Origin of the sequence: Streptomyces albidochromogenes (genome assembly GCF_005981925.1) — a bacterium.
GTDB lineage: Bacteria > Actinomycetota > Actinomycetes > Streptomycetales > Streptomycetaceae > Streptomyces > Streptomyces albidochromogenes.
In genome coordinates, this window is the sequence record NZ_VBVX01000034.1 from 1 (window position 1) to 14,424 (window position 14,424).

Sequence of the window (14,424 nt, forward strand, 5' to 3'; positions counted from 1 at the left end):
CCCTACGACCACCGCAGGAACGGAGGCGGACCCACCGTTCATTCGGCGCCGCAGGTCGTCCTCGTCAGTCCAAGTCGAGGTGTTACAAGCCGGCCTTGGCATCGGCGAACAGCGTGAACTGAACCGCGGGGCACCCCTGCGCGGCGTGGCATCGGGAAGACCGGACAAGGCGTCACGCAGCTTCGCCGCGGTCCACAGCTCAGGAACGTGATCGAACATGTCAGCCATGAGCCGAGGCTCAGGGGACCCCCGCAACTCCCGGACTCCGGCACGGCGCGCATCGCTCGGACCGTCCGCCAGCCAGCCCCGCCGCTGTCCCCTGGGCGGCCTACTTGGGCTGGTGACCAACGTGTGCACGAATCAGACGATCGTTACCAGAACCGCCCGCTGGACCATGTGGTGCGAGTTGGACCCGCCACGACCGTGCTGATCGTCCGCCCCCGCGCGCTCCCCTCCCCGCGAGGACCGACCGCACCCCCATCGCCGCGGTCGTCGACGGCCGCGATGGTATGGCTGACGACGGCCGTTGTCCTGGTGCGGTGAGAAGTGTCCGTGTAGCGTCATGGCCAGCTGTCATGGATCCGAAGTACCGGCCGCCCTGAGCGCGTGTTCACGGGCGTCTTGCTGTTCAGAGTCTCTGAGGACCAGGGCGATCACCTCCGGCTCCCGCGCAGTGCGGGAACCGACTACCAGTCCCCTTGGAGGACAAATGGCCAGCGGAACCGTCAAGTGGTTCAACTCGGAAAAGGGCTTCGGCTTCATCGAGCAGGATGGCGGCGGCCCTGACGTCTTCGCCCACTACTCCAACATCGCCAGTTCCGGATACCGCGAGCTGCAAGAAGGCCAGAAGGTGAACTTCGACATCACCCAGGGCCAGAAGGGCCCCCAGGCGGAGAACATCACCCCCGCCTGACACAAAGGCGAATACGGCGCAGGGCGGGGCCCCAGTGGCGCGCCGCCCTGCTGTCCCCCGATCCCCCGCGTCGCATCCAGCTGTTCGCCCTTCGTCGACCAAACTGTCCCTCAGATCGTCGACCGCAGCACGGTTGAGCACAAGCCAGTGCTTGCTACGTCCCCCACCGGGGCCGATACTTTCGGCTCCGACGTCCTCGGCTATCGGGCCGACAAAGACCCCCTGGAACGGGTCCGGAGCCAGTACGAGCGGGTAGCGACAGTCAGCGCAATCCCATAGACGGCGAACGCGGCCATGCCGATCCAGCCGACCAGCAGCGCATCGCTCGAGGAGTGGAAGTCGCCGCGCCGCATCGTGACGACGTCGGCCGTGGCCAGGGCCGCATAGCCGACCCCGAACACCCCGTACGGAGCCAGAGTGGCAGCGCCGATCAAGGCCGGGGCCAGGGGGAGCCAGCGGGGGACGCGCCGGCCGCGCAGCCACCGTGCCCAGCGCGGAAAGGTCCGACCCCACGGGCGGACCAGGCCCCACAGCAGGAAGACGCCGAGCGCGGCCAGCAGCACGGTGGCGTCCAGGCCCCAGGACTCCAGGGTGAGCCAGAATCCTGACGCACCGTTGCGCTTGGAGATCGCCAGCATCTCCTGGCCGGTGATCCCGGCGAAGGTGCCGCCGGACGCCCAGATGAGCTTCATCACCGCGTAGGGGAGAAAGGCAACCGTCCCAGCGCAGGCGGCCAGCTGGACCGGCCGGGATGCAACGACCGGGGCTGCCACAACGAAACCGGAGGACGGACGGCGGACTGACCGGGCCGTGGCCGCAAGCAGCAGGACCCCGCCCGCCGCCAGTACGTGGTTCGCAGCGGCCACCCCACTGTCCACCCCCTGGCCGAATACCAGTGTGATGATGTCCATCAGCAGGCCGAACGCGGCGATCCCCGCCAGCACGCAGACCACCCACAGCAGCACCCGCAGCGCCGGCCGCAACCCTGATCGCTCCACGGCACCACAAGCCGCCATCGCCAGCGACCCCACCGCCACGACCCCCCAGCCCAGCGCCGAGGGTCCTTGGTCGCCACCCAGGTAGAACAGCGGTGTCCCGCTCAGTACGCAGACCAGGCCGAAGCCGGCGTACGCCACCGCCCACACCATCGTGGCCCGGCCCACCCAGCACGGCCACCGCTGCCACCACGAGCGCCGAGGCGCCCCCGTCGTCCCTGTCGCACTGTCCATGCACCGAACATCGCACCGACCGCAGCGACGCGGCATCAACCGCCAGAACGATCCACCTCCCCCTATCGGGCGAGCGACCTTCTGTGACGCAGTGCCTCACTCTCAGCGTGACGTCATAGCAACCGCACCTGGGAACTCAAACAGGCCACTGCCAGCCAGCCAACCTGATGGACATCTGGCCCGCCCATGTCCGCAGCCACGCATCGAGTCCGCGATCCATGAGGGGCGGCTCGCCCTGGCCCGGACCCACACAGGGTCCGTAAAGCGTGATGCGGTTGGTCATGAAGGTGCCGAAGAGTCTCTAATGCCAGCGGCCGACACGCGACGAAGCACTCAAGCCCAAGATCACAGATGAGGGAGTTCAGAGGGTGTTCACGTAGGAGGATTCACGCGACCCTGCCCGGGAAGACCACCCGCGCCGCAGTGAGGCGCGTGTGGAACGAGATCGTCGGAGCCCTCGCCGACGAGGATGACTACTCTGCGGGCGATGAGCCGTTGCCGACAGGACTGGACAAGCCTGTGGCGTCGCTCGTGCCGGAGCCGATCTACATCCCGGGCTGTGAAGGAGCTCAATGAAGAGGTGAGGACCAGACAGCCCCTACCCAGGCACCCCACACCGTTTACTGCCGCGCCGGGGTCTCCGACGCCAACGTCGTTCTCGGCGCGTTGGTGGAGCCACTCCACCGCCGATGGGAGCCGGGCGGGAGGGGTGCTCCCGCTCCGCAGCTGGCTACTTGGCCAGGCGGAGCCGTACAAGCATCAGCGGGCCTCCGCAGCCGTCTGCTTGGGCAACCCGGTGGCACTGCCTCCCTCAGATCGGCCGGCTCTCACCCCCCCATGCCCCATCAGCACCGGCCGGCACCTCCCGCTCCCTTGTGCTCAACTGGCCCGACGTCATCGTCCAGGTCGACGCCCCCGGGCAGTTCGTCCTCTACTACCCCGCCCAGCAGATCGGAGCCGGCCGGGACCGCAGGTGCGGAAGGATCGCCCAAGTGGTCGGCAACACCCGAGCGGCCTTTCTGGCGGAGCTCGAAACCGCCCGGTCCACCACGGCGCCCGGATCGGATGCACGCCGGGCACCGTCTCCTACCACCTCAGCGCACTGCACCGCGCAAGCCTCGTCACCAAGGTCAGAGACGGGCGCTACGTGTTGTACCAGCGGACGGCTCATGCGGCAGGTCTGCTGGAGGAAGCCAGCACCTAGGACGTGTATGGGGAGTTGCTGGTGTTCTGGGTGGGCCATCCGGGCAGGTCTCCGCTCCACCGGGAATCAGCCCGGTTCACGCGAGGCCGTAGGCCGTCGTCTCACCCAGGCCCCCCAGATCGACGGATGGGCGGCTTAGCGACCTTCGACAATGAAGCACGCTCAAGCCTTAGGACCCCGGACAACGTTCCCGCACCCGTCCAGCCGCCCGGAAGGCGCCGAGGTCGAGCAACGGCGCTCCGAGGGCCTGTTCGTGGGCCGCGGACGGGGGTGCTGGGACGGTCGGAGCGGAGTAGGCAGCGGCTGCCTGGAGGACGTACGAAGCGAACCGCCGGTCCTCTTCGTTCAGGGGTTGGCGGGCACTCTCGCATTGCGCCCACACCTGGGCGCATCCTCGTGGTAAGTGAGGGACCGCTGGGCTGGAGAGAGGCGTGATGACTTCGTGGCCGCAACCGCAACAGCACAGGTGGCCGCAGGTGCGTAAGGGATCGAGACGTATAGGACCCAGGGGTCCACCGTGGTGGGAAAGGCCTGTATGAAGACCGGGCGCAGGGTGCCTGGTGGGGCGTCTCCAATCGACTCAAGGTTCCCTTCATACGGCACACCAGCCCACGCAACCGGGCCTCCGACAACCGGACCTCCCAGCTAAGAACTGCTACGTCATCCATCACGCCCCCGTACACGCACACCTGTCGCGCCAAGCGACGACAGTGCTCCTGCCCTCGCCTGGCCACCGCATCCCCACAGACGGCCCGCCGCCAGACCACGTCGCGGAATGAGCGCTCGGCCGTGGCTCACTGCCGAACCACGGCCGAAGCCCCGCACCAGGCTTCAACCCAATCCACCTCAGCCCCTACGACGAATAGACAGTGAACGGGACAAACACATCGAACGGAGCCGGCCTGGAGCCGGTGCCCCGGAAGGGGATGCTTCGCCACGACGACCAAGCGCTCAATCCGACTCACCACCGTCATAGCGCTGCCTGCGGCCCTCACCACCCCAAGCGCCGCCAGCAGTGATAAGAATGTGGCAGAGGGACTCTTCAAGCTCGGCGCATTGACTCTGGCCGTCGCTTTGACCTGGTGGTTCACCAGTGCCGAAACCGCTTTGGCACAAGCGGTCGGACTCGGTGCCGGCCGGTTGTTGGCCACCCCGGAACCGAATGTGGCGACACGCGTCGGGGGCCCGGTGCAAGGTCGGCAAGCGCCGACCAGTGAACGGCACTTGCCGAACTGGGTGCTGCGCCTGATCACGGCGGCGGACCGAGCGAAAGATGTCAGCGATCCTTCGCGCGCCTGCCCGATGGGGGATCACCTAAGGTACCCGGCATGACGCTGCAACTTGTTCAGGTGAACTTCAAGGCCCGGGACGACTCGGCGCTCGGCCAGTTCTGGGCGGAGGTGCTCGGCTGGAGTGTTACGAGCGAAGGGCCCGGTGTCACCAATCTGGAACCTGTGGGCTTCGACTGGCCGGACCCGTCCGCCGTCTGCATCGATCTCGTCCGCGTCCCGGACCCGGAGACGGTGAAGTACCGCGTGCACATCGAGCTCGCCACCACCTCGGACGCCCACCAGGCGGAGTTGGTCGCACGTGCGAAGGAGCTCGGAGCGACGCCCGTCGGTGTGGACCAGGGCGATGTGCCGTGGACGATGATGGCCGACCCGGAAGGCAACGTGTTCAGCGTCCTTGAGCCCCGGGAGCTCTACCGGGACACCGGGCCGATAGCTGCCGTGGTCGTCGACTGCGCCGACCCACGGGCCATGGTCCGGTTCTGGGGCGAGGCGATCGACTGGGCCGTCCACGAGCTGACCGACGACCGCGCCCTGCTGCGCTCTGTCAAGGGCGTCGGGCCGTACCTGGAGTTCCGCCGTACGCCCGACGACGAGGTCGTGTGGACCCGCGTCCATCTCGACGTGATGTCCGACCCCGTCGAGGATCAGGCGAGGGAGGTCGCCCGGCTCGAAGGCCTCGGCGCGATACGGGCCGACGTGGGTCAAGGTGACGTCTCCTGGGTCGTCCTGGCCGACCCGGAGGGCAACGAGTTCTGCGTCCTCGGCCGGGGCTGACACCCGGACTCCGTCCGCGGCCCCGTGGCGGTGCGGCAATGCGCATCGCCCCGCCCTCCTCTTGCTCAGAGCCTGCATCCTTCTTGAGCCATGGCCGTAGTTGTCGCCGAACAGCGGTGACAACCGGCCCGCCTTCCTCCCCCGATCATGCAGCTGACAGATAAAGGAGAAGATGACGGACATGAACATCGAACAGGCTGTCGCGGAGATCGGGAACGTCGAGGAGATACCTGGTCTGCCCATGGCCTGGCGATGGTCGCCCATGTCGCGCTTCATGTTCTCCCTCGCCATGGACGTCGACGGAGGCTGGGCCTACCAGATGAACTCGCTGGACGTCCACGACGAAGGTCTGACCAGGGCTGTTCTCGAATTCGCGAGACAGCACCGCCTCGGGCGCGGACCAGGCGCCCGACCGCTCACGATCGCCACCGGCTTCTCTTACGGGAGCTACCGGTTCGACGCCGTGGCAGCGTCTTCACCACCCGTGCACGGCTACCACCACGGGCGAAACGAGGCCCTGAACGAGGTCGTCTCAGCGGTCTTCCCGGCGTACCAGTGCGAGTTCCGCGGAGACGAGAGCCTGGAGGAGGCGGTTCTGCGGTGCAAGCACATGCTGCGGCCGACGACCGTCTCCCGGACCCCGGTTCCGTACCTGCGGATGCGATACGAGAACACCAGGACCCAGGGCGGCAGCGTGGGTCCGTCCCGCGGGTTCACTACGCACGACGTTCTGCTGAGGGAACTCGGGCTCCTCGAAGGCGCTCCGGGGAGTTTCGTGGAGTTCGAGAACTCACTCGGCGAGGTGTGGAACGTCGAGTGGAACGGTTCCTGGCTGGTGAACGACACACGCCAGGAGGCACCACCCTCCCAAAGCTGGGTGGCATCGGCTTTGAGATGTCCGTAAGGGTTCGACCCACGTCCTCCATCAGCCGTAGTCGTCACGCAAGTGCGGAGCGGGGCCGCGCGTCAGAGTTGGGTGCAGAGGTTGCCTTGAGTTCGCGCTCACCGCTCGTACGTGTGGTTACGCCTCGCGGAGGAGAAGGGATGGAACCGCAGGTTGATGTGCGTAACCGCCCCATCGACGAGCCTGGCTCACATGCCAAAAGTGAATGTATTGCCCAATGTGCCGCGCTGGGCCCGGCTCGCCGCGGTGGGCGCCGCATTGACCAACGTGCCCTCGGCGCTTTGGCGGGTGGCTATTGCCGTCGGTGTCCCCGTTGGGCTGGCGCAATCCGAATACGATCAGATGGGGGCTCCTGGTCTCGGATCGTTGGTCCTCGTCGGCCTCAGTCTGATCTCCGAGGCCTTCGCGTTGCTCACCCTTGGGCTGGTGCAGAGCTGGGGTGAGGTATGGCCGCGTTGGATCCCATATCTACGCGGGCGCCGCGTCCCAGTCATGCTGGGGACCGGCGTGGCGGGGCTTGGCGCGCTGGCCACGACTGTTTTTGGCGCATTGTTCGTCTACACGTCGCTCAACGCAGACATGGAAGCCACCACCTGGGGCATCTGGCTGCTCAACATCGTCTACGCACCGTTGCTCTTCTGGGGTCCGCTGCTGGGCGCGGTCACAGTGCACTACTACCGGCGCCGGATGGCTGCCTCTCCCGCACCGGTATGAAACCCTGGATTCTGTTGAGCGCTTCATCTGGCGGTTGACGCCAGATGAAGCGCTCAGTCACACGTGGGAGCCAAAGCACGACAGACGTCACAGAAGCACGCTTACGAGCTGGTGGCGGGTTCGAGAGGGACGCGGGCTGATCTGCTTGCGCCGGGCCTCGACGCCTTCGCACATGGCGGTGATGATCTCCAGGCCGTGCCCGCCGATCCGGCCCGCATCAGGCGCGAACACCACGGGCAGGGCAGGGTTCGTGTCCCACACCGTGATCTCCAAGACGGGAGCGGCCAGCTCGACTTGACGACGCACGGTCCCGACGCGTACTTGCACACGTTGGTCACCAGCTCACTGGCCACCAGCTCGGCCACGCCGGCCGCCCAGTGAAGGGCCCCTCGTTGGTGCAGCTGGGTCAGGAAGCCGGTGACGAACCGCCGGGCGTTGCCGATCGACTCGAGGTTCCCGTCATACGCCACACCAGCCCACGCAACCGTGCCTTCAACAACCGGACCTTCCCGATCACGAAGTGCCACCTCATCCACCAATGGCGTGCCCGTGCCGATACTCGCCGCCTGAAGCTACAGCAGCGCTTTTACCTGCGATTTGCCACAGCATCCCGACAAACAGCCCAATCACCGGGCCGGTCCCGAGCGAACCGCATGGGTGAAGGGGTCGGCAGCCGACGCGGTATTGAAGTCCGACTCGCCGTCGGATGCGCGCCGCTCTGAGTTGGATCGCTCAGGCCAACAACCTGTTCCTGACCGTGTCGAGGACTTCCGCGCGGCTGCGCGGGCCGTTGTCGGCCGCGATGAGGTGGTCGCCGATGCGCAGTGAAAAGGTGATCAGGCAGCGGGCCTCGACATCGCCCTCATCGGGACAGAAAGCCCCGTATAGCTCGCGCAGATAGTCCATGCGCCGGTTGTCGGCCCGGCGCAGGCAACACGCGACACCTTCGTCTCGCCGGGCCCAGTCGCGGATCGCGAGTTCAACCCCGGCGCTGGTCACGGGAGTCTCACCCGACCCCACGAAGTCGAAGAGACGCCCGAGCCGCTCGCGGGCGTCGCCCCCGTCGAGCTCGACGCGCTCGATCACGTCCTCGGTGACCCCGCGCTCCCAGGTGTCGAGCATCTCCTCCAACAGGGCGGCTCGGTTGCGGAAGTAGCCGTAGAAACCGCCCTTGCTGACGCCGAGCGCCTGGGCGAGGACCTCGATCCGGACAGCCTCGGGGCCACCGGCAGCGAGCGCCCGCAACCCTTCCTCGATCCACTTGTCCCGCGGCGTACGGATCGTGCCCATCCCGTGTCTCTCCTCACGTGCCCCGACCGCCTATACGGAGCCGTATAGGCGGGTCTATGCTCTGCATATACGACACCGTACAGACAGGGGTCTGCAATGAGCGGTCTGCGTCTTTCCTCAACCGACCACACCTCCCGCCCCTGGCGGATACACGAGGTGGCCGGCGACTTCCGGCTCGAGGATGTGTGGGTGCTGCCAACGCCGGGCGGCCCGGACGACCTGCACCACCTGGTCCAGCAGATGGCGGACGGCGAGGACGGCCCGCACGGCGGCAACCCCGTGGGCCGCTTCCTCTTCGCGGTGCGCTGGAAGCTCGGCGCGCTGCTCGGCTGGGACAAGCAAGACTCGGGCGTCGGCGGTCGGGTGGCCACGCTGCGCGACCGGCTGCCGGACGACCTGCGCGAGGGGTCGCAGGGGCCCGACCTCATCGGGGCACCCTTCACCTCGGTCTTCCAGACGCACGACGAGTGGGCCGCCGAGTACGCGAACAAGACCATGCACGGAGTGATGCACATCGGCTGGGTCGCCGACGGTGAAGGCGGCTACCGCGGCCAGATGGCCGTCCTGGTGAAGCCCAACGGACGCCTCGGTTCTTTGTACATGCTCGCCATCAAACCTTTCCGGTACGTGGGGGTCTACCCGGCCCTGCTGCGATCGATCGCCCGTGAGTGGCGAGAGAACACGGCGCGCCGAACGGCATGCTGACGCCTACGGAGAAGATCCTCAGCAAGGGTCGGCATCGTGAGTAGCGAGCACTCGTGCCCCCGGGTACGACTGTCGAGCTACTGCAAGCTCATCCCTGCCCACCCGAAGGCTGTGGAAGGCGAGGGCACTGGTGCGGACGGTCTGCTGGGCTGCGGTGGCGCCCGCCAGGCGTGCGCGTAGCCGCCAGGTCAAGGCGGCGGCCGGGTGTCATCAGCGTCGGCGAAACCGCGCGGATGGGTGGTGCGCTCCAGGAGACGGGGCACGGTCGGCGAGCAGGCGGGCGACAGCCGTGACGTAGGCACGAGCGGTGCCTTACCGGTCGAGGGGGAACTCGGCAGGGGTCCGGCAGCGCACGGTTTCGGCGATGAGCGGTGGCCTCCGGCCCGGGTCCAGACGGTGGCCTGCCGCCGGTTGCGCCCCCGAAAGGTCCGGAAAGGGCGTTCCAGGCCCCGCTCGTCCCGTCCGACAATGCTTCAGTCGCCACGGAGGCGACGGCCGGGACTGACACCGCACCGGGAGGTGTCCCCCGCTCCGTGACGGAGGTCGGTAGTGCTGCGCATCCATTTCACCGCGGAGGATCTCGCCCGCACCCGGGTGGCCAGTACGATCGGGGCCGCCGCAGAGACGTATTACGGCCTGGAGATGCTGCGCCGGCGTTCCCTCCCGTTGCCCTTTCAACGATGGCGCGCCACCGTGGCCAACAGGCTGGGCGAAGACACCGGACCGCTCACGGCACTGATACCGGCCCGAGGCCCGGGCCTCGACCTGCTGGCGCTGGCCGGCGACTCGCCCGACATCGAGCACGCGGTGGAGGCACTGCTACGGGCACCACGGGCCCGGGTACGCCGCGAGCTGGAACCCGTCGCCGTCCGCCCCGCCCACATGCCATGGGCCCGGGCCGTCGCCGAGGGGGATGCCGAAGCCCGGCGGCTACTGGCGGCCGGCCTCACGGCTTGTCACCGGGTGGCCGTCAGACCGTACTGGGCGGCTTCCCGGCCACAGCTGGACGCCGTACGGGCGCAGTACGCCCGAACGTTCCTGGAAGGGGGAGTCGACGCTCTGCTGGCCTCCCTGAGCCCTCCCCTCGTGCGCTGGCGTCCGCCTGTGCTGGAGGTACGCTACCCCCGCCCGGTCGAGGTCCACCTGGGCGGCAGAGGGCTGATCCTGGTGCCGACCCTGTTCTCCTGGCGTCAGTTCAGCCTTTTGTACGACCCGTACGACGACGCGTCGGTGCCGCGGTTGACCGTGCCCGCGGTGACCGATCCGGCCACCGGTGCGGCGCTGTGGCATCCCGGGGGCTCCGTCGCCGACGACACCCTGGGTGTTCTGCTCGGACGTACACGGGCGGCCGCGCTGCGCGTGGCCGCCGATGGTTGCAGCACCACTGAACTGGCCGCGCGACTCGGTGTCTCCCTGGCGGCCGTCAGCCAGCACACAAAGGCACTGCGCGACGCGCGCCTCATCACCACCAGTCGGCGCGGTGGTTCCGTCCTGCACGTGGCAACTGCCCTGGGCCGGGAGCTGCTGGCCGGGAATCGATAGCGCCGTGCAGCGTGGCCGTGGGGCCCTTAAGCCATGACTTAAGGGCGTGGCCGCCCGTGCCGGCAGCCAGGAGCATTCATGGTGTTCGGCTGTCCGGGGTTGCTCGGCGTCGAACTCCTGGAGGTGAGCCGCCTTCGGCAAGGCGAGGACGCGTGTGACCGCTGTACCGGTGTTCCCCGTGGCCGCGCTCAAGCACCTCTTACGCGCTGGAGTGGCGTTCCGGTGCGCGAGAGCGGATACCTGAGCATCGCCTCACGGCGCAACCTGGTGTGTCGCAGCGCATTCATGTCGGCTGTCTTCCAGGCCCAGTGAGAGAAAGAGCGACAGTGGCCGGGGTGGTCACTGAGGCGGGAGCGCCACGACGAGTGCGGGAGATCCGCACGCGCCTGGTGATCGTCGGTGTCTCCCAAGAGCACAATGAAGGACGGCGAAATGAAGGCATTAAGCAGCTCACGAGGTCTGGGTGTCAGCGCTGCCGCGCTCGCCCTGGCCATGGTCGGATCAGCGGGCATCGCCACTGCGGCTCCTGCGCCGAAAGTCGAAGCGACCGCCGCCACTGTGACGGCAGCGGACCGCTGCGGGAATCACACCCACTACGTCCTGGACCAGAACTACCGTTTCTGGAGGAACTGCATCTCCAAGAGCGAGAAGATCAAGGTCGACTTCATCCTCTGGTGGGACAGCGAGATCTGTGTGGCAGCGGGCTCCGACACCATGCTCGGCACGCCCAGCCAGGTCCGTGGAGCGTCCCGGATCGGTGACTGCTGAGGCGCTTCTTCAGGGGCCTGCCTGCGCCGAGGAGCACTTGCTTCCATGCTGGCTGACGGGGGCCCGCGTAGTCCAGCGCGCAGCGGTTCGGCTTGCCCTCCTGCGCGCGGTGCGCCGGAGGGGAACCGGCCAGAACGGCTGAGGACGTCGAGCTGGACCTGGTGCTCGACGTCCAGGCGCCACGCCTCGCGCAGGAGGGCCTCCACGGGCGGCACAGCCGGTGGACGCCGTGGAGGAGGCGTCGGGCAGGAACCCTAGGATGCCGAGGGTCGATCGGGCAGGACATCGGGGGTTGTGGCATGAGCGGTTACGGCAGTCGTGGGTACGGCAACCCGACGGGCGGCGGCCCAGCGAACGCGCCGTCGTCGGGATACACCTTCGCTTCACCGGTCCCCCCACAGGGGTATCCGTACGCCCAGCCCGGCCCGCCGCCGGGATATCCGTACGCGCCCCCCTATCCGCCGGTCCCGCCCCCGCGCGCAGAGCCGTCGCGGGCCCGGAAGATCCTGCGCGGCCTCTACAACCCCTTCTACGCCGCTCAGCGGACCTTCCGCCCCTCACGCCCCGGAATGGTCGACGACCAGGCGGTGCGCAAACTGCAGTTGTGGCGAACCGGGCTCGGACTCGTCGCGTGGGTGATCCTTATGGTCACCTACGACGCCGTCGCAAGCGGCTCCGGTGTTCGGGGCGTGGCGAGCGAACGCCTCGACCAGAGCTGGACCAGCGTCCTGGTGCTCGTCTGTACCTTCCCCGTGGTGGTCGGCGCGTTCGGGGCAGCCGCGCGGGCCGACCTGCGCCGGGTGTACATGCGTCGGGCTCTGCGCCCGCTCGGCTCTGTACTGGCCATCATGGTGTCCATGGGCACCGGCGCCCTCGCCATGGCACCGGAGTTGGCGAGTCTGCGGGACGCCGTGGGGCTGCCAGGGAAGATCGTCATCCTCCTGCTGTGCCTGTGGTCGATCGGCTTCGCCCTTTACGGCATCGGGCTGTCCCTGGTGCATGTCTTTCGCACTGCCGACATCCATGAGGTGCTGCCGCCACTCCTCGCCGGCGTCCTCGTCTGGGAGTTGGCGCTCCTGGACGTGATCACCGGGGCGTACGACCGGGTCCCGACGGGTGCACGCGTGGCGTTCATCCTCGGTGCCCCGCTCACGGTGACGGCCCTGTCCTGTTGGGAGCTGTACCGACTGCGGCGCGACCACGGCCTGACAGTCCGTTCGGCCCTGCGACGCTGACACCTTGGCAGTCGCCTCCTGCCGGAGGGGAAGTCCAGGGCGTCCACCCTCCAGCCCAGCGCTTGTACTCGTCGAGGACGGAGGCCCCATTGCGCTGCAAAGCCTCCATCCCGCCCTCGCGCCAGGCACAGCGCCAGCGTTCCACCAACCGTAGGCTCACCCACAGGCCCTTCGCGATCATCGCGGTCTCCTCACCCGTCGCGAAGCGCTTCCCGGCCTGAAGCCGGATCCCTCGCGAAACGCCCAACGCCCAGCGGTCAGGCCCCCTCTCGGCCGGCAGCTGGGCCGCCTGCACGACCGGCCGCATGCCCTGCCGGCACCTGAGTGGCTGCCCAAGCGGTTCAGCACGGCAGATGGTGACCGGGTGGTGCATCTGGACCTGCACCCAGGCAACGTCATTCTGGCGCGCTCGGCGTCCCGCTTGGCATGCCGCCTGGCCGCGTCCGGGTCGGCCGCGATCGCGTTCAGGGTCCCGCCCAGGATCGCGGCCTGCGCGGCGCTCAGGGTGCGGGCCCTGGGGCTCGGCCGGCTCGATGAACACGATCCACTTGAGGCTGCGGGAGTCCTTCGGGCTAGGCAACGTTCGGGGCCTCGTCGTTCCGCTCGCGCAGGCCCTTCTCAGCCCGGATGTCGTCCAGTCGCGACACCGGTTGAGGCCGCCGCCCCGAGGGATCAGCCCTTGAACGCCACCGGCATGAGCCACACCGCGCCCGATTCGGGGCGCCGCGCAGGGTCTGGACGGCGCCAGCCGCGATGGCGTGGGCTTCGGCGGGCCGTGACCGTCTGCTTTGGCCTTCAACCCTTCTCACGATCTCGCGGGGTGACCAGGACCACGGGGATCTCCCGGTTCGTCCCGGTTCGGTAGGCCTCGTATGAGGGCATTGTGGCCACCACGGCCGGCCACAAACGGGCCGACTCGGCCTCCGTGGCCGGCCGGGCAGTCGCCGGGAAGGTGGCCGCGCCAACCTGGAGGGTGACCTCCGGGGTGGCCAGCAGGTTCAGGTACCAGGCCGGGTGGCGGTCCCCGCCCGCGTTGGACGCCGTCAGGACGTACGCGTCCCCGTCCCGGACGTACACCAGCGCAGTGCGGCGCAGCAGGCCGGACCTGCGGCCCCGGGTGGTCAGGAGCAGGTCGGCCATCCCGGGACGGGGGTGGCCTCCGGTCTCCTCGAAGCGGCGGATGTGGTCGGCGACCCAGGGGGTCGGATTGTCATGGATCGTGTCGGTCATACGGCGGACACTCCCGCGTGAGTTCCGTGCAGGGTCGGGATGTCGACTTCGTCCAGCAGCGCGCGGGCGAAGTCCCCGGGCGTGATCCGGCTGTCGGCGACAGCGGGGGCGAGCGCGTACCCGCCCGAGGGCTCGCCCTCATGGTCGAAGTCCCCCGCCGGGCTCAGCACCGCCCAGTCCAGCACCTCCGGTGCGGCTGCCCGCAGAGCCTCGGTGCCGGCGCCGTGACCGAGGTAGAACTCCCGCCATTCCTGCGGGTACCCAGGGGTGTCCATCAGCGCCTCCCCGGACGCGGTCGGCAGAACGGACGCCAGCCCGACGGACACCAGCCGCTTCACCCCGGCCGCCGGGAGTCCCTCCGCGAGGGCGCGAGCGACGGCGGGGAAGAAGTCACCGGGGCGCGCGCCGGGGTCGTACACGGCGACGATCGCCGCGTCGTGCCCGGCCGCCAGCCGCGCCACTACGGCTGGGTCTGTCACGTCACCGTCGGCCCGCCTTGTTGTTGTGACCTCGTGTCCTCGTCGCCGGGCCTCCGCCACGGCCGCCCGGCCGACCGTGCCGCCTGCCCCAAAGACGATGATCCTGCTGCTCTTCGCTTCCATGAGCCAGAGAGTAGGCGGGGGG

Annotated in this window: 16 protein-coding genes and 1 pseudogene; 10 read left to right on the forward strand and 7 right to left on the reverse strand. The window is 68.4% G+C overall.

The genetic code is table 11. From position 1 onward, the window contains the following. On the reverse strand, positions 1 to 228 hold a 228-nt coding region (locus tag E2E34_RS37220; RefSeq protein WP_369334619.1), incomplete at its 3' end, for a DUF6225 family protein. 481 nt (positions 229 to 709) lie between these two features. Here E2E34_RS37220 and E2E34_RS07190 point away from each other — a divergent pair. Then, on the forward strand, positions 710 to 913 hold the full coding sequence (locus E2E34_RS07190) for a cold-shock protein (RefSeq protein ID WP_138901082.1): 204 nt from the start codon (positions 710 to 712) through the stop codon (positions 911 to 913). A 200-nt stretch (positions 914 to 1,113) separates the two neighbouring features. On the opposite strand, the gene E2E34_RS07195 is transcribed toward E2E34_RS07190, so the two are convergent. Then, positions 1,114 to 2,049 (reverse strand): hypothetical protein, encoded by a 936-nt coding sequence (locus tag E2E34_RS07195; RefSeq protein WP_244315552.1) that lies wholly within the window; start codon positions 2,047 to 2,049, stop codon positions 1,114 to 1,116. A gap of 525 nt (positions 2,050 to 2,574) precedes the next feature. On the opposite strand from E2E34_RS07195, the gene E2E34_RS35325 reads away from it, so the two are divergent. The 5 genes from E2E34_RS35325 to E2E34_RS07215 all read left to right on the forward strand — a co-directional run bounded on the left by E2E34_RS35325 (position 2,575) and on the right by E2E34_RS07215 (position 7,030). Beyond that, a complete protein-coding gene (locus tag E2E34_RS35325) occupies positions 2,575 to 2,718 on the forward strand; it encodes a hypothetical protein (RefSeq protein WP_167518237.1) in 144 nt (47 codons plus the stop codon). 1,654 nt (positions 2,719 to 4,372) lie between these two features. Then, positions 4,373 to 4,678 carry a hypothetical protein gene (locus E2E34_RS07200; protein ID WP_138901084.1) on the forward strand — a complete coding sequence of 102 codons (306 nt, stop codon included), beginning with the start codon at positions 4,373 to 4,375 and terminating at the stop codon, positions 4,676 to 4,678. After that, positions 4,675 to 5,412: a VOC family protein gene (locus E2E34_RS07205; RefSeq protein WP_138901085.1), complete on the forward strand. Its 738-nt coding sequence runs from the start codon at positions 4,675 to 4,677 to the stop codon at positions 5,410 to 5,412. Before E2E34_RS07200 ends, E2E34_RS07205 begins: the two co-directional genes overlap by 4 nt. A gap of 181 nt (positions 5,413 to 5,593) precedes the next feature. Then, positions 5,594 to 6,316: a hypothetical protein gene (locus E2E34_RS07210; protein ID WP_138901086.1), complete on the forward strand. Its 723-nt coding sequence runs from the start codon at positions 5,594 to 5,596 to the stop codon at positions 6,314 to 6,316. Between the two features lie 192 nt (positions 6,317 to 6,508). After that, positions 6,509 to 7,030, forward strand: a complete 522-nt coding sequence (locus E2E34_RS07215; protein ID WP_244315553.1) for a hypothetical protein — start codon at positions 6,509 to 6,511, stop codon at positions 7,028 to 7,030. Positions 7,031 to 7,117: 87 nt separating this feature from the next. Here the strand turns inward: E2E34_RS07215 and E2E34_RS36275 are convergent, their stop codons facing one another. Further along, a complete protein-coding gene (locus E2E34_RS36275) occupies positions 7,118 to 7,336 on the reverse strand; it encodes an ATP-binding protein (protein ID WP_244315554.1) in 219 nt (72 codons plus the stop codon). A 426-nt stretch (positions 7,337 to 7,762) separates the two neighbouring features. Beyond that, the gene (locus E2E34_RS07225; RefSeq protein ID WP_138901087.1) at positions 7,763 to 8,320 is read right to left on the reverse strand and encodes a TetR/AcrR family transcriptional regulator; all 558 of its coding nucleotides are present in this window, start codon (positions 8,318 to 8,320) and stop codon (positions 7,763 to 7,765) included. Positions 8,321 to 8,416: 96 nt separating this feature from the next. Here E2E34_RS07225 and E2E34_RS07230 point away from each other — a divergent pair, with 96 nt between their 5' ends. The 4 genes from E2E34_RS07230 to E2E34_RS07245 all read left to right on the forward strand — a co-directional run bounded on the left by E2E34_RS07230 (position 8,417) and on the right by E2E34_RS07245 (position 12,570). Continuing rightward, entirely contained in the window at positions 8,417 to 9,025 is a 609-nt protein-coding gene (locus tag E2E34_RS07230; RefSeq protein ID WP_138901088.1) for a DUF2867 domain-containing protein, read from the forward strand. 549 nt (positions 9,026 to 9,574) lie between these two features. Further along, entirely contained in the window at positions 9,575 to 10,567 is a 993-nt protein-coding gene (locus tag E2E34_RS07235; protein ID WP_138901089.1) for a winged helix-turn-helix transcriptional regulator, read from the forward strand. Between the two features lie 432 nt (positions 10,568 to 10,999). Further along, complete coding sequence (locus tag E2E34_RS07240; protein WP_138901090.1) at positions 11,000 to 11,335, forward strand: hypothetical protein; 336 nt, start codon at positions 11,000 to 11,002, stop codon at positions 11,333 to 11,335. A 299-nt stretch (positions 11,336 to 11,634) separates the two neighbouring features. Then, positions 11,635 to 12,570 (forward strand): hypothetical protein, encoded by a 936-nt coding sequence (locus E2E34_RS07245; protein ID WP_167518239.1) that lies wholly within the window; start codon positions 11,635 to 11,637, stop codon positions 12,568 to 12,570. 85 nt (positions 12,571 to 12,655) lie between these two features. Here the strand turns inward: E2E34_RS07245 and E2E34_RS37415 are convergent. The 3 genes and pseudogenes from E2E34_RS37415 to E2E34_RS07260 all read right to left on the reverse strand — a co-directional run. After that, positions 12,656 to 12,831: pseudogene (locus E2E34_RS37415) on the reverse strand (IS630 family transposase); the annotation flags it as partial. Positions 12,832 to 13,365: 534 nt separating this feature from the next. After that, the gene (locus tag E2E34_RS07255; RefSeq protein ID WP_138901091.1) at positions 13,366 to 13,800 is read right to left on the reverse strand and encodes a nitroreductase family deazaflavin-dependent oxidoreductase; all 435 of its coding nucleotides are present in this window, start codon (positions 13,798 to 13,800) and stop codon (positions 13,366 to 13,368) included. Further along, complete coding sequence (locus tag E2E34_RS07260; protein WP_138901092.1) at positions 13,797 to 14,402, reverse strand: NAD(P)-dependent oxidoreductase; 606 nt, start codon at positions 14,400 to 14,402, stop codon at positions 13,797 to 13,799. The genes E2E34_RS07255 and E2E34_RS07260 overlap by 4 nt, the downstream gene beginning before the upstream one ends. Between the last annotated feature and the right edge of the window lie 22 nt (positions 14,403 to 14,424).

Bases quoted from the DNA above. Each gene is read 5' to 3' on its own strand.
- E2E34_RS07190 (WP_138901082.1), top strand. From the start codon at position 710: ATGGCCAGCGGAACCGTCAAGTGGTTCAACTCGGAAAAGGGCTTCGGC.
- E2E34_RS07205 (WP_138901085.1), top strand. From the start codon at position 4,675: ATGACGCTGCAACTTGTTCAGGTGAACTTCAAGGCCCGGGACGACTCG.
- E2E34_RS07210 (WP_138901086.1), top strand. From the start codon at position 5,594: ATGAACATCGAACAGGCTGTCGCGGAGATCGGGAACGTCGAGGAGATA.
- E2E34_RS07215 (WP_244315553.1), top strand. From the start codon at position 6,509: ATGCCAAAAGTGAATGTATTGCCCAATGTGCCGCGCTGGGCCCGGCTC.
- E2E34_RS07225 (WP_138901087.1), bottom strand. From the start codon at position 8,320: ATGGGCACGATCCGTACGCCGCGGGACAAGTGGATCGAGGAAGGGTTG.
- E2E34_RS07230 (WP_138901088.1), top strand. From the start codon at position 8,417: ATGAGCGGTCTGCGTCTTTCCTCAACCGACCACACCTCCCGCCCCTGG.
- E2E34_RS07240 (WP_138901090.1), top strand. From the start codon at position 11,000: ATGAAGGCATTAAGCAGCTCACGAGGTCTGGGTGTCAGCGCTGCCGCG.
- E2E34_RS07245 (WP_167518239.1), top strand. From the start codon at position 11,635: ATGAGCGGTTACGGCAGTCGTGGGTACGGCAACCCGACGGGCGGCGGC.
- E2E34_RS07255 (WP_138901091.1), bottom strand. From the start codon at position 13,800: ATGACCGACACGATCCATGACAATCCGACCCCCTGGGTCGCCGACCAC.
- E2E34_RS07260 (WP_138901092.1), bottom strand. From the start codon at position 14,402: ATGGAAGCGAAGAGCAGCAGGATCATCGTCTTTGGGGCAGGCGGCACG.